The sequence below is a fragment of the Flavivirga jejuensis genome, assembly GCF_030540765.1.
Lineage (GTDB): Bacteria > Bacteroidota > Bacteroidia > Flavobacteriales > Flavobacteriaceae > Flavivirga > Flavivirga jejuensis.
This window is the reverse complement of sequence record NZ_JAUOEL010000007.1, coordinates 30,051-45,223: the sequence shown is the minus strand read 5'-3', so window position 1 is coordinate 45,223 and position 15,173 is coordinate 30,051. Positions and strand designations below refer to the sequence as shown.

Sequence of the window (15,173 nt, the reverse complement as noted above, 5' to 3'; positions counted from 1 at the left end):
AGCGACGATAGGAGCGTAGTGGGAATGTGTATGGAATGGTTTGATTTCAACTATGAAATATAGATAATCATTGTTTTTTATTTAAATCTGCTTTTTTAATAATGAATCACCGTATAATTGTATTTGCTTATTTTTTTGAGGCGTTAAGTATAAATATAATTAATAATATGAATTTTAAACTTCGTTATTTGGAATAAATCTAAATAGATGTATCTTTGTGAAAAATTGCTACTACAGTTGTCTCATTTAAAGTCAAATAAAAATACAATTCCCATTTTCGATATTAAAACTCCTGAGAGTTTTGAAAAAGCATATAAGATGTTCTCTAAAAAGATGTACAGTATATGTTATTCAAAAGTGAATGACAAAGAAATTTCTCGAGATATTGTTCAGAATATTTTTAAATCTTTATGGGAACGTAAGGATAATATTGAGATAAATAGCTCTATGGAACACTATTTAATAAAAGCTGTAAAATTTAAAGTTATAGATTATTACAGGTCTAAAGCTTCAAAAAAAGACAATCTAGTATATGCATATGAAGAAAATACAGCTTTTGATAATACCACAGATAATGATGTATCTTTTAATGAACTTCAAGACAAAATTGATGCAGTTGTAGATAAGTTACCCAAACAATGTAAAAACGTTTATAGGCTAAGTAGAGAAAAAGGCGTTTCAAATAAAGAAATTGCTACGTCTTTATTTATTTCAGAAAGAGCGGTAGCATATCACATATCTAAAGCAGTATCGTTTCTTAAAAACGAACTTGTAGAGTATTATTAATACTATACAAAACACTGTATTTGAGTATGTTAAAAAATATAATTATAAATATGCTTTTTTTTACTTTTTTGACCTTCACTTAACATATCCAACATACGACTATATAAGTAATGGCAGTTTTAAACACCTTATGAATATATAGTATGAAGATTAATTCTCAATTATTAGAAAAATATGTTAATGGTAAATGTTCAAAAGAAGAAATTGCAGTAATAGAATTATGGTTAGAAAACAATAAAGATATTCCTAATATTTTATCTGAAGAAGAATTACAATTTGAAAGTGATTTAATGTGGGGAGATATTTCTAAAAACATTAAACCCTCAAAACAAAAAAAGAAAGCCTATAAAAAACTAATAAATTATGTTAGTGTTGCTTGTGTAGCACTATTTATTGGTTTAATAACTTTTCAGTTTTTCTTAAAGACACCCTTTACAACATACGAAACTTTAGTAGGAGAAACGAAGCGTATTCAATTAGATGATGGGTCTGTTATACATATGAATGCTAGCTCTGTTTTATTAGTCTCTGAAGAATTTTCTAAAAAAAATAGAGAAGTAAGTCTAAATGGAGAAGCTTATTTTGAAATTGCTAAAGATAGTTTACATCCATTTACTATTACTACAAAAGAATCAAAGACTACCGTTTTAGGCACAAAATTTAGTTTATCAGCTTATCCAAATGAACGAACCTATTTAACTCTAAATGAGGGAAAAGTATCATTTAAAAGTTTAGAAGAACCTACCAATAGTAAAATAGTACTCCCAAATCAGCAAGTAATATTGAGTGAAAACTATAGCATTACCAAAAAAGACGTAAATGCTAATTTCTATAATTCATGGACTAAGAATGAACTATTTTTTAATGAAAGTTTAAGAAATGTTTTTAAAGATATTGAACGAAAATACAATGTAAAAATTCAAGTAAATAATAAAAGTGTTTTAAACCAGGTATATAAAGGATACCATAAAACCCCAACTTTAGAAAATCTCCTAAAAAAAATAGGTTTTGTTATGAAACTTAAGTACAAGAAGAATGGAGACACAATAATGATTTATTAAATATATCAACGATACATTAAAAAGACAAAAAAATAAAGATGGTATATAAGGTAAATTCTAGTTGTAAAAACTATCTAAAAATATTTGGTTGCATACTGTTAATGTTAATACTGCCTAATTTAATACAAGCACAAGAAAGTGTTTTAAATAAAAAAATTTCAATTTCAATAGATGGCATTGGTATTATTGAAACATTACAAGAAATAGAAAAAAATGAGAACTGTTTTTTTTCCTACAATAAATCTTCAATAAACACAACTAAAAAAGTTACTAAAACTTTTAATAATACGTCTTTACGATTAGTTTTAGAATCCTTATTCGAAGATTATAAAATGTACTTTAGTGAAGAAGGTAATGTAATTTACATACGTAAAGATAGCAGAAAAGGTAAAGTAACAGGTAAAGTAATTGATGCTAATAATACCCCTATTCCTTTTGCTTCAATTATACTTGAAAACACTATTTATGGAACTTCTTCTGATAAAAATGGTAATTATACATTTTTAGCTCCACAAGGAAATTATGCTATATCGGTTAGCACTTTAGGGTTTGAAAGTAAAAAACAAGAAATTAAAATAATCCCAGACCAACCAACACAAGTAAATTTCACTTTAAACGAAGAAGAAAATGCTTTAAGAGAAATTCTTATTGAGGGCAAATCAATTTCTAAAAAGATAACTGAGGCTCCTATAAAAATCAATACAATAGAAACGAAAGATTTTAAATTGCAATCTGTTGGAGTTGCAGAAATTTTAAAAACATCTCCAGGTGTTGTAGTAAGGCGTTCTGGTGGTTTGGGGAGTGATGTAGAGGTGAATTTAAACGGTTTAACAGGAAATGCTGTTAGGGTATATATCGATGGTTTTCCAATTGAATATTTAGGAGGAGGATTTAACTTAACTAACATACCCGCTTCTAATATTAATAGGCTTGAGATATATAAAGGCGTAGTTCCTACTGATAAAGCTACAGATGCTTTGGGTGGCGGAGTCAATATTGTGTCAAAAAAAATAGAAAATGATGTCTTAGAAACGAGTTATGAAATAGGTTCTTTTAATACCCATAGAGTATCATTATTATCTGGTAAAAAAATTAATGATCACATTACATTGTCTTTTGATGGGTTTTACAATTTTTCTGATAATGATTTCTTGATGAACAATATTACAAACACAACAGAGGAAACTTTTACAGATCAATTTACCGGAGAAATAAGAACACAACTAGTTCGTGAAACGATAAATAATATTAGAAGATTTAACAATGCACACGAATCTTATTTTGCACAAGTGGGAATGCAAATTCACGATTTAAGTTGGGCAGATGAAATTACTATAAAAGGTAATATTTCGCATAAATTTAATGAAATACAAACATTAGATATTACTGATGGTTCTGCTATAGAAGGTTATTTTGGAGAAACAAAAACTTTTAATACTAATTTAGGTTATAAAAATAGTTTTTTTGATAATAAATTAAAATTAGATTATAGAGGTGTTCTCTCCAATGCATTAAGCGCTACAATACGTGATTCGTTAAATGTTATAAACTGGAACCGAGAAGTTATTGTAGAAAATGGTTTAAATCCTATCGATACTGAAACAGAATTTACTACAAACGCACATCGCTTAGGTATTAGTTACAAGTTAAACAATCAACACAAAATAAGCTTAAATAATTTCTATGCGCGATCAAAAATATTTAGAAGAAATTTCATAGACCCTTTTATAAATGTTAATGGTGAAGAAATAAATGGAAACCTAATTCCTTCATTCTTTACCAAAAATATAAGTTCTGCCGAAATTAGTTCCAGTTGGTTTAAAAAATCTTTAAATACCATACTTTTTGGGAAGTATTATTTATATGATGCCAATACGGTAAGTCAACAATCTCCAACAGTTCTAAATTTACAAATAAAAGACGAATTAAAGGGTTTTGGTTTTGCTTTAAAATATGCATTTAATACATCTTTTTTTATTAGAACAAGTTATGAAAATGCTGTACGTATACCAGACGAATTTGAAGTGTACGGTAACTTCACAAACATTAGATCTAACTTTAATTTAAAACCAGAACAATCAGATAATATAAATTTTGGAATCGATTATGAACAGCGTTTTCTAGATAGTTATAAAATTAATTTAGGTTTTAATGGTTTTATTAGAGACACCAAAGATTTAATAGCCCTAAGAGGTGGAGATGTTTCCCTACAATACCAAAACTTTAATAGCGTGTTATCGCAAGGGGTAGAGTTTAATGTAAAAATTACTAAAGACCCATTTTCTAACATCAGTTTTAATTTAACCAATCAAGAACGCACTTATAAGGGATTTAATGCATTGTCTGATAATGGATTGAAATCATTTATTGGGACCTCTTTTCCAAACACTCCTTTTTTCTTCTATAATGTGCTTTTTAACCTTGGAGCAAAAAGTTTTAAGGAAACACTACCCAATATAGTTTTGTATAGTAATTGGTTTCATACTAAGGCATTTAGTAATGATGATATCCCACCAAATGGTGAACCAGAACCGCTATCACTTATACCAACACAGGATGAAATTAATATGGGTATAGGTTATTTTTCGCCTAATAAAAAACTAAGTTTTTCTTTTCAAGTAAACAACATTACAAATGACTTTCAATTATTCGATAATTACAGAGTCCCAAAACCTAATAGAAACTATCAATTTAAAATTAATTATAAAATCTTTTAATAATGAATCTATATTTTAAACAATTTAAAAACAACACTCTTAGTATTTTATTAATAGCGATGTCTTTTTTAATAACCACATCATGTAAAAATGATGATGATGATGTTGATGAACCAGAAGAAGAAACCCGTTTAAAAACAGGTTTTGTAATTAACGCCACAACTCCAAATGACGATTTTATAGTTAAATATTTTGAAGAGTTACCTAGCGGAGTTGCTAATTTAACAGATGGTCAAGTATTCACTAGCTTTACTCCAAATGAATTTTATGACGGTTGTTTTTTTGATAGTAATGGTTTAGATGAAACAGATAGATTAGCTAAAATATTTGTAAATATTGATGGAGAATTAGAAGAAGATGAGGCCAGTATAGCACATTCAGGCAATAGAGGGCAACCTAAAATAATAGATGCCACTACTGGTCTGTTTACCGATAGAGCAAATCCCGCTCAGGTAACCGTATTTAACCCAACCACTATGCAAATTACAGGTTTAATAAATATGGAGGATTCAGAAAACTTGCCTAATGAACAAATTTTAAATGGCTTTCTTGTAAGAGGGGATGAGTTTTTCTGTTATGTAAGATCAGCAGATACAGCGGAACCTTTTACTTCATTTTATGTTCAATCCGCTAATTATAGAACAGGAGCATTTGTAAATACTACGGTAATCCCAGACGCAGGAATAAACGCTTATAGTAATCTTGAAGGTCATACTAATGTTGATGAACAAGGAAATATTTATTATTTAAATACTGGTGTGGCAATACAAGGTACATCTTGTGCATTATATAAAATCCCAGCAGGATCTAATGATTTTGATCCAAATTATACTTTTAATCCTGCATTGGCGGCAAACCCACTAAATACTTTATTATCAAATTGTTTCTTTTTTAATTATATAGGAAATGGTAAAGCAATTGCCTATGCTATTACAGATATCCCACAAGGAGTGTTACAGTTAGTAGCCTCTGTTGGTGGTGATCCCCGTAATTTAACTCAAGCACAATTATTACAAGCCCAACAATTATTTTTTACAGAAAATACAGCTAGATGGATTCTTATAGATGTAAATACAAAAGATGTATCAATTATTCCAGGATTACCTCCTCAAGGTGGTTTTGTAACGCAATCATCTCGAGTTATTAATGGAGAAGTTTATCTAACTATTAAAAATACTGATGAAAATGCCATTTATAAATATAACGCTACTTCTGGTGCTGTAGAAAAAGCTTTTGATGTAGAAGGCGGAACCATTCGAGGTATTTATGATTTATCATCTAACTAATTATTACATAGTATATAATGCCTTCTCGCTTAACGTATAGCGAGAAGGTTTATTCTAAAATAGTTTAAAAAATGCTTAGTTTTTCGTTGTTTTTCTTTTTTGTTTCTATTTACCTATTGTTTGTTTTAGCTAAAAGAATTGAATTTAATAAAGGTAATCTGTCATTATACTTTAATGCAAGACCTTTATTAGCAAAAGGTCTAGCGGTAATTTCTTTAATTATTGGTTTTTGTTTTCTTTATAGAAAAACAGGTGTAACTAATGCACTATTACTATTGTTGGTCGTTTGGCCAACTTTTGCCTCATTAATTGTTTTATTTGCTCCACTTTATAAACCAAAAAAAATAATAATTTTCCTTTCCTTTTGTGTTTTATTTTCAATTGAAACTTCTCTTAAATTAATCTAAATGCCTGCTAATAAAAAATATTTAATTCAATCTAGCTGGATAAAAGCAAGTAAATTTTTAGCTGCTTTTTTAGGGAGTTTGTTTGCTACTATGATGGCGCATATAGCATTATCATACATCTTCGATCAAAGAATAGTTTTGGTTACAGCATTATACTCAACGCTTATAATATGGCCACTATTAATATTGGTTGTGTATTGGATAAAAAAAGCATGGATATCTTGGATCATTTTTTTATTCATAATAATACTGTCTATAATTGTAATTTACATATTAAAGCCATAATGAAACAAAACAAAAGAGATTATAACGTTTTTTTTAATGTACATACTGTTAGTGGTATTGTTATTAGTGTGGGTCTGTTTGTCATTTTTTTTGCAGGAGCTTTTGCTTTATTTATGGATGAAATAAATCAGTGGCAACATAACGAAACAAAAAACATAGTATTTACACCTAAAATAGATTACGATCGCATTTTAGAAATAACAAAAAAAGAAGGATTTGATTTAAAAGGAAGAGAGAGTATTACAATAAACTACAACAGGTCTAATGCAAATTATATTTCAGTTAACTCAAGCCCAATAAAAATCCAAAAAGACACTAAACAAGCATTTAACGCTAAAGACTCTTTGGCAAAGGCTAAAATATATCTTAAAATAGACCCAAAAACATACAATGTTATAGCAAGGAAAAGAGTTGTTCAAGGGAACTTAGGCTCTTTTTTATATTATTTACATTATTTTAAACAGATACCCTTAATTGGTCGCTATATAGCAGGACTTGTTTCTTTATTTTTTGCTGTAGCAATATTTTCGGGTATTATCATTCATTGGAAAAAAATAATTTCAAATTTTTTCACTTTTAGAATTAAAAATAGTATTAAAAACCTGTGGACAGATGCACATGCTGCCCTAGGTGTTTTAGGGATTCCTTTTCAGTTGATGTATGCCATAACAGGTGTCTATTTCGGATTATTAAGTTTATTGTATTTGCCTTCATTTTTTATTGTTTTTGATGGAGATTTTGATAAAACAACAGAATTAATTTTACCGCCTAAAACAGCTATTGTTGAAGTGCAACAAACCAATCCCAAAATTCAAATTAATACGCTTATAGATAATACTCTTGCAGATGTAAATAAAAATGATTTAAATAGAGTTTTTGTAGAAATTAAAAAATTTGAAGAACCGGATGCAAGTATGTCTGTAGATTTATTACATAATGGTGCAAATAAATTTGCAGCAAGTACGAGGTCTTTATTTAGACTATCTGATGGTGAAAAAATATATCAAAAACTGCTTTATGACGATTATTATAATGCCACAAGTAAAACAATAAGAAAATTACATTATGCAGAATATGGAGGATACGTAACAAAAATAATTTACTTTATTTTATCAATTATCACCTGTTTTGTAATTATATCTGGAGTTTTAATTTGGTTAGAAGCTAGAGCAAATAAAAAATTTATTTCTAAAGCAAAGTTTAATACTAACGTAGGAGCTATTTATATGGGAGTTTGTATGGGGCTTTACCCTTCAATTGCTTTATTATTTTGTTTAGTAAAAGTTTTTTCATCTAGCACCAAAGGTGAATTTGGTATTTTATCAAATGTCTTTTTCTTGTTTTGGTTGGTTTTAATAATTTATGCATTCTTAAAAAAAAGTATTCATAAAATAACAAAACATTTTTTGTTATTAGCTGGTATTTTTGGGATTCTAATTCCTATTTTAAATGGAATACAATCGGGATCTTGGTTTTGTAAAGCTATACAAAATACTAGCACTTTCTTTATTGATGTTTGTTGGCTAATTACAGGAATTATTACTTTATTAATAAGTTTTAAAATGAAGCCATTAAAAAAAGCCATAACTAAATTACAGTAGAATACAACATAATATTAAAATTTCTAAACAAGATTTAGGAGATTATTTTAATATTAATAGATAAAGAACCAAAGGTTTTTCTTCGAATATGAGAATTATAGGTTTAACTTTTTTTGGTGTGACCAAACGATGGATAATTGTGTTTAAAAATAAATGCTATAGAGCATTTTAATTTTTTAAAAAGCAATCTAGCGCTTAGCACTGGCAATTTTACATAATATTGAATTATAGCTATCTAATGCTATGAAATACATTTGTACTATAATGTTCTGCGTTATGCAACTTTGCTTTGGTAAGAAGCTTTTACAATACTAATCTTCCTTGATTTTTTTCTTTCTAAAAACTTTTTCTCAAAAGGTAATGGAACACTTATTAACTGGCCTACGGCAGGAGAGAAGGCAATGTGTGTGGAATGGGAATAGTAGTTCATCGAAAAAAACAATAATAATAGATAACCGTTGTTTACAAATTAATTATTTTTATAAACTTAGCCTTAAATTATATAATATGGTAATGAATTTAATAATTAAATTTTCAAGAAACCTACTACCCATTTTGCTTACTGTTATAATCATTTCTTGCAATAGTGATGATCCTTTAACCGTTGATGGTGATACAACTACCAACAATCCAACCGATGACGAAAGTTCTTTTGTTTCTGTTTGGAGTGTTTCCGATGCTAACAAGACAATTGTTTTACCCATTTATGATGGCACTGGTACATCCTATGATTTTACCGTTGATTGGGGTGATGGTACCATAGCAAGTGTTACCAGTTATGATGATCCAGATAGATCACATACCTATGCTGCAGCAGGTGAAAAAACTGTTACCATTATAGGTAAGTTAATCGGTTTCAACTTTTTCATAGTAAAAGATTCTAATGAACTAATAGAATCAATTACGAGTTGGGGTGATATCCATTTTGGTTTTGAAACAGGAATCTTCTGGCAATGTAAAGCTCTAACTACTTTACCAGATGAAAGTCCTGATCTTACAGGTATTACTTCTATTAGTTACTATTTTTCTGAATGTGACCTCTTTACAGGTAATGTAAAAAACTGGGATGTTAGTAATATTGTAAATTTTGATAAAGCCTTTTATAAAGCTCTTAAATTTAATGAAGATATTTCAGGTTGGGATGTCTCAAAGGCTACCACTGTAGATTCGATGTTTGCATATACAGAAGCCTTTAATCAAGATATCTCTTCATGGGATGTTACAAGCATAACTGATTTCTATGGTATGTTTTCAAAAGCAAAAGTATTTAATCAAGATATTTCTACGTGGGATGTTAGTAATGCATATAGTTTAGGAGCTATGTTCAGTGGTGCAGAAGCTTTCAATCAAGATATTTCGTCTTGGGATGTTTCAAATATTAGTAAAATGAGCTCTATGTTTAGTAATAATAAAAGTTTCAATCAAGATTTATCTGGTTGGGATACTAATAATGTTACTAATTGTCTACATTTTGTTAGATACTCTACTTTAGAAATGGCTTATTTACCCACTCTAGGATCATGTTTTTCAACTACTAATTTTACGTATTAAGGAATTTCGAATAATATATTTTCTTAATATAGAAAAAAGAGACAAGTCTATTTATTATATAGATTTGCCTCTTTTTTGTTTTTTAATTTAAAGGCATACATTTTATCAGCAAATCTGCGAGCGGAATTTTTATTCTCAGAGTGCTAAGTCAACGTATGGTTTCCCTAAGAGCCAAATGTTTAATAACCCAAGTTCTAAATTTTCTTTTGGAATACTAAAACCTTATGAGATATTTTACATAATTATGGAATTATAGCTATCTAATGATATGTAACACATATCAAATCTATAGTAAAATATTGTTTTAATATTGAATCATCCACTGGATAATCCAATATTAAAAGTGTACTATAATGTTCTGCGCTATGTAACTTTGCTTTGGTAAAAGCGAAGTTCTTTAACTCAATTTTCTTGAATTTTTTCTTCCCAAAAGTTTCTTTTAAAAATGTAATGGAATACTCTTTTTGCAGAAAGGGAGGAGGAGTGAAGGCAAAATGTGTATGGAATGGGATTAGTTATTGAACGCATGAATTTGACTATTATAATTTTGTAACATTTGATTAAATATACTATATTGCATCAATAGTATGATTATTAAAACACATGCGTTATGTCAACAATTAGAAAAACAATAACATTTACGGAAAAACAGGATAAGTGGATAAAGTCACGGATAACAGAGGGAGAATTTACTAATGACAGTGAATACCTTCGTGATTTAGTAAGACGAGATCAAGCAAAAAATGCCAAGTTTTCAGCGCTCAAAGCAGCTATAACTGAAGGTATGGAAAGTGGTATTAGCGATAAATCTGTTCCAGATATCATGAAGGAAGTTGAAGACCGTATGCGGGCAGATGGGCGTTTATAAAGTATCAAGAAGCGCCGAAATTGATCTTGCCAAAATGTATGAGTACGGCATTGAAACATTTGGATTAAAACAAGCCCAAACATATTTATCAGGAATGCATACACTATTTCAAATTTTAGCTGATAATAGTACTTTAGGACGTGATGCATCTGAATTTATTCTGTCATTAAAAAGATTTTCTTATAAATCCCACACTATTTTTTATTTATCTACAGATATTGATATTTTGATTGTTCGTGTATTAAGTCAAAGTATGGATTATGAAAATAATCTATAAATTATAACTTTCTTTAAAGACAATAAAACTCAAAAAAATAAAGTTTACAAAGCAATTTTATATAATGTCAGATTATAATATGAAAATGAATTATAATGTTCTGCGTTATGTAACTTTGCTTGGGTAAAAGCGAAGTACATACACCAAATAGTTATTCTTTTTTTTTCTCTAAATTTTCTTAAAAAAATGTAATGGAATACGCTTTGCCCGAAACGACGATAGGAGTAAAGTAGCAATGTGTATGGAATGGTATATTGATTTTAATGTTAATTAGATTATGCAATAAAATAAATTCTTATTTTTAGCCTACAAAACTGCTTTACGTTACGAGTAAAAACCAAAATAAAAGTTTAACCTCTTCTAATACGTTTACAGTACAACCCCCAAATGAAATGAAAATAAAACTACTACTACTCATTAACATTTTTATCTTTGGTTTTAACTGCTTTTCACAGCAAATATGGAAACTAAACACGCCAGCTTTACAAAATAAGGTTGTTGAAAATTCTAAGGAACATAAATTATTAGTTTTAGATAATAACAGTTTTTTATCTCTAGTAAAAGGTGTCTCTGATAGGACAAGCTCCAAGAAGAAATCTTCCACAATTTTACTTCCCGTTGAAAATAATACATTTGAAGCTTTTGAAATGGTAGGAGCATCTAATTTTAGCGAAGAATTAGCTTTAAAATTCCCAGAAATAAAATCATACGTAGGTAAGAGTACTCAATCAAATAAGGTCGTACGTTTAAGTTTCTCTGAGCATAATGGACTTAGGGCATTTATTACAGCAGGTAATGAGATCACCTTGATTAAGCCTACAGATTTGAAAACGAATACATATGCTGTATCTAATAGAAAAGAGAGTGAATCTCTTTCAGATTTTGAGTGCGGTGTAGTAGAAGAAGTGCATGAGCATTCACATAAAAAAACTGCAAATGCAAAAATATCAACGACTGATGGGTATCTAAGAAAGTATCGTTTGGCGCTGGCAACTACCGGGGAATATTCAAATTATTTCTTGACAGGAAATGAAACCAGTGATCTTGAAAGAAAAACGGTAGTGTTGGCTGCTTTAAATACGACACTTACAAGAATTAATGGGATTTTAGAACGGGACCTTGGTATAACATTGGAATTAGTTCCTGAGAATGATAGGGTAATACATTTAAATGCTACTACAGATCCTTTTACATTCTTTGGAGAACAATTGCTACCTGTAGTTCAAAATCATTTGGACGCTGAGATTGGTAGTGTAAATTATGATATAGGACATTTGCTAGCACATCGATTCAGGAATTACGGGATTGCCTATCCAGCCAGTGTTTGTAGAGATGGTTTTGCAGGGAAGGGAAGTGCATTTTCATCCGGTCCTAATCTGGCAGCAGATAATTTTTATATGGTCTTTGCACATGAGTTAGGACATCAACTAGGTACAAATCATGTACAAAGCAGTTCTGCATGTAGAGACCCCTATGAAGCAGGTACTGCAGTAGAACCAGGAAGTGGAAGTACGATTATGAGTTATGCAGGGATATGCAGCCCTAGTGTTCAAAATAGCATAGATAGTTATTATAATTATGTTAGCATTCGAGATGTTATTTCAGTTACTGAGGGTAGTGGTTGTGGGGAGTTAATCAGTACTGGTAATCATGCCCCAACGGCAGACGCAGGTAGTGATTATACGATTCCAAAGTCAACGCCTTTTATTTTAGAAGGTACTGCAGAGGATGCTGATAACAATTCAACCCTATCTTATACTTGGGAACAAATTGATACTGAAAGCCCTAACTCAAACAGTACTCCACAACCTACGTGGGTGTATGGCCCATTGTTTAGAAGTTATACACCTACAGATGTTCCCGTTCGGTATATGCCAAAATTGGAGGATGTTGTTGCTGGAAATTTAACACCAACCTGGGATGTTTTGCCATCTGTATCTAGGACGATGGATTTTGCTTTCACAGTAAGAGATAATGCTGTTTTTGGCTCCCACACTGCTTCAGATGAAATGACTGTAACAGTAGAAGGTAATTCAGGACCTTTTGCCGTAACCTCACAAAATTCGAGTACTATATGGCAAGTAGGAGAGGTTAAAACAATTACATGGAATGTCGCCAATACAGATCAGGCCCCCATTAATACCTCTACTGTAGCCATATATTTATCCACTGATGGAGGATATACATATCCCATTACCGTAGTCACCAATGTGCCTAATACTGGAAGTTATGACATTGTTGTTCCTGAGGTTCCTGCATCAACTTCTACTGCGAGATTGATGGTAAGAGCTGAGAACAATGTATTCTATGCCATAAATGCTTCTGACATTAACATTAATTTATCAGAGTTTTTCATGAGTCTTTCTGAATCGGAAAAAGATGTTTGTAAAGATGAGGACGCCGTGTTTGTTTTTGATTATAAAACGGTTTCTGGTTTTAATGAAATGACAACGTTTAGTATGGAAAATTTACCTAACGGTGTAACAGCTACATTTGATCCAGCTACCGCGATAAACAACAATACAGAAGTTACCCTAACCATTTCAGGATTAGATAATTTAAATCAAAACTCTTATGAAACTACTATTGTTGGAAACACAATATCGGCACAACGAAATGTCAATATTAGGTTAAACCTATTTGAGAATTTATCCAAGCCAACGTTAATATCTCCAGAAAATAACACATCACAAATAATTCCAAATTCAGCATTAGTTTGGGAGGCTGTCCAAAATACAGAGGCCTTCTTTACCATTGAGCTGGCAAGCGATCCTGGTTTTTCCAATATCATAGAACAAACCATTACAACTGAAAACACATTCATACCTTCTCAAACCGAATTTAATGCAGATTATTACTGGCGTGTACTAAGTGATAATGTATGTGGTACGAGTGATTTTTCAGAGGTGTTTACGTTCAAGACAAAATGTAATGATCCATCCAATATCACTATGACGGATATAGCTTATAATACAGCTACCATTTCGTGGACGGATAATAGCTCTTCAAGTTGGGAAATTAGAATTATTGAAAATGCTCCAACACCAATAGAAAAAATAATTACAACAAACACTAATTCATATATTATTTCAGCACTAAATTCTAGTACTGATTATGATGTTTTTGTAAGATCATTATGTGCAAGTGATTTTAGTAACTGGATAGGACCTCAAAAATTTACAACACCAGCTAAATGCCCGGTTCCTTCAGATTTTGTTGCCGATTTAGCTGGTAATTTATCATGGACTAGCAACGGAAGTGAAACAGTATGGGAGCTGGAATATGGGGTGGAAGGGTTTTCACCAGGAACGGGGACTAAGGTTTTAACCTCAACCAATCCACATGCAATGGAAGGATTGAATCCTGGAGCTTTATATGATGTTTACCTTACCGCTATTTGTGGAGCAAATCCTGGAAGTGATGACAGTCAGCAGGTGGGGCCAGTACTAGTTGATTTCTATGAAATTAATTGCAATACAGAAAAGTTTTACGATTATGGAGGACCAGAAGGGAATTATGGAAAAGATGACTATTATATAATTCTTTTTAAAGCATCAAGTGCTCCGCTCACGATTACATTCAATGCTTTCGATTTAGCAGAAGATGATTATTTATTTGTCAATACAGAAGATGGTTCTAGATTTTATTATGGAACTGATGGCCCAAGAACCATTACTTTAGAATCAGGTAGTGTATTTTTTAGATTTGAATCGGTGAGTGAAGAAACCAGTACTGGCTGGGAGGCCACAGTGACTTGTGGGGCAATCAGTTGTCCAATGCCTTCAGATTTTGTTATAGATGATATAACTTTTAATTCAGTTGATCTATCATGGACGAGTAATGGAATTGAAACACAATGGGAGCTGGAATATGGGATAAAAGGATTTACACCTGGGCAAGGAACAACAGTTTTAACTTCCGCTAACCCTTACACTTTAACAGGATTATCTGAAGATACTGATTATGAGATATACCTTAAAGCTATATGTGGTTTAAATTCTGGGGATAATGATAGTAACGTGGTGGTGCCAATCGATTTTAACTTATCTGAAGTGTTAGGTGTATCAGAAGTTAGTTTTTTTGATGGATTTAAATTTTATCCTACTCCAGTAAATAATAAATTAACCGTTGAATCAAATGAAGAAATAACGAAGGTTGAAATTTATAATTTGGTTGGTCAACTAATTACTACAAATCAAGAAAGGCTTAAAGAACGAGTTGAAATTGATTTTTCTTATCTATCTGTTGGCATTTATTATATTCGAAGCTATTCTTATGGCAAGATAAGAACATTCAGAATTATTAAGCAGTAAAGAACTTTTAGACTTTTGGAT

10 protein-coding genes are annotated in these 15,173 nt (G+C 30.6%); all 10 read left to right on the top strand.

All coding sequences use genetic code 11. The annotated features are described in order from the left end of the window. The first annotated feature begins 237 nt into the window (after window positions 1-237). The 10 genes from Q4Q40_RS18040 to Q4Q40_RS17995 all read left to right on the top strand — a co-directional run bounded on the left by Q4Q40_RS18040 (window position 238) and on the right by Q4Q40_RS17995 (window position 15,152). Window positions 238-786, top strand: coding sequence for an RNA polymerase sigma-70 factor (locus Q4Q40_RS18040; protein ID WP_303303366.1), 549 nt, complete (start codon window positions 238-240; stop codon window positions 784-786). Window positions 787-929: 143 nt separating this feature from the next. After that, complete coding sequence (locus Q4Q40_RS18035) at window positions 930-1,847, top strand: FecR family protein (protein WP_303303365.1); 918 nt, start codon at window positions 930-932, stop codon at window positions 1,845-1,847. Between the two features lie 101 nt (window positions 1,848-1,948). Then, on the top strand, window positions 1,949-4,564 hold the full coding sequence (locus Q4Q40_RS18030; protein ID WP_303303364.1) for a TonB-dependent receptor: 2,616 nt from the start codon (window positions 1,949-1,951) through the stop codon (window positions 4,562-4,564). Window positions 4,565-4,566: 2 nt separating this feature from the next. Continuing rightward, window positions 4,567-5,850 carry a DUF4374 domain-containing protein gene (locus Q4Q40_RS18025; RefSeq protein ID WP_303303363.1) on the top strand — a complete coding sequence of 428 codons (1,284 nt, stop codon included), beginning with the start codon at window positions 4,567-4,569 and terminating at the stop codon, window positions 5,848-5,850. 407 nt (window positions 5,851-6,257) lie between these two features. Beyond that, on the top strand, window positions 6,258-6,542 hold the full coding sequence (locus tag Q4Q40_RS18020; RefSeq protein WP_303303362.1) for a hypothetical protein: 285 nt from the start codon (window positions 6,258-6,260) through the stop codon (window positions 6,540-6,542). Next, entirely contained in the window at window positions 6,542-8,143 is a 1,602-nt protein-coding gene (locus Q4Q40_RS18015; RefSeq protein ID WP_303303361.1) for a PepSY-associated TM helix domain-containing protein, read from the top strand. Before Q4Q40_RS18020 ends, Q4Q40_RS18015 begins: the two co-directional genes overlap by 1 nt. A 513-nt stretch (window positions 8,144-8,656) precedes the next feature. Next, complete coding sequence (locus Q4Q40_RS18010; protein ID WP_303303360.1) at window positions 8,657-9,694, top strand: BspA family leucine-rich repeat surface protein; 1,038 nt, start codon at window positions 8,657-8,659, stop codon at window positions 9,692-9,694. A gap of 610 nt (window positions 9,695-10,304) precedes the next feature. Continuing rightward, on the top strand, window positions 10,305-10,562 hold the full coding sequence (locus Q4Q40_RS18005; protein ID WP_303303359.1) for a type II toxin-antitoxin system ParD family antitoxin: 258 nt from the start codon (window positions 10,305-10,307) through the stop codon (window positions 10,560-10,562). Next, window positions 10,528-10,839, top strand: coding sequence for a type II toxin-antitoxin system RelE/ParE family toxin (locus Q4Q40_RS18000; RefSeq protein ID WP_169673703.1), 312 nt, complete (start codon window positions 10,528-10,530; stop codon window positions 10,837-10,839). Before Q4Q40_RS18005 ends, Q4Q40_RS18000 begins: the two co-directional genes overlap by 35 nt. A gap of 392 nt (window positions 10,840-11,231) precedes the next feature. Next, window positions 11,232-15,152 (top strand): reprolysin-like metallopeptidase, encoded by a 3,921-nt coding sequence (locus Q4Q40_RS17995; RefSeq protein ID WP_303303358.1) that lies wholly within the window; start codon window positions 11,232-11,234, stop codon window positions 15,150-15,152. Window positions 15,153-15,173: the final 21 nt, after the last annotated feature.

What these genes read in the sequence shown, in the direction of transcription:
- Q4Q40_RS18015 (WP_303303361.1), top strand. Translation starts at nt 6,542, where the DNA reads ATGAAACAAAACAAAAGAGATTATAACGTTTTTTTTAATGTACATACT.
- Q4Q40_RS18020 (WP_303303362.1), top strand. Translation starts at nt 6,258, where the DNA reads ATGCCTGCTAATAAAAAATATTTAATTCAATCTAGCTGGATAAAAGCA.
- Q4Q40_RS18035 (WP_303303365.1), top strand. Translation starts at nt 930, where the DNA reads ATGAAGATTAATTCTCAATTATTAGAAAAATATGTTAATGGTAAATGT.
- Q4Q40_RS18005 (WP_303303359.1), top strand. Translation starts at nt 10,305, where the DNA reads ATGTCAACAATTAGAAAAACAATAACATTTACGGAAAAACAGGATAAG.
- Q4Q40_RS18010 (WP_303303360.1), top strand. Translation starts at nt 8,657, where the DNA reads ATGAATTTAATAATTAAATTTTCAAGAAACCTACTACCCATTTTGCTT.
- Q4Q40_RS17995 (WP_303303358.1), top strand. Translation starts at nt 11,232, where the DNA reads ATGAAAATAAAACTACTACTACTCATTAACATTTTTATCTTTGGTTTT.
- Q4Q40_RS18030 (WP_303303364.1), top strand. Translation starts at nt 1,949, where the DNA reads ATGTTAATACTGCCTAATTTAATACAAGCACAAGAAAGTGTTTTAAAT.
- Q4Q40_RS18025 (WP_303303363.1), top strand. Translation starts at nt 4,567, where the DNA reads ATGAATCTATATTTTAAACAATTTAAAAACAACACTCTTAGTATTTTA.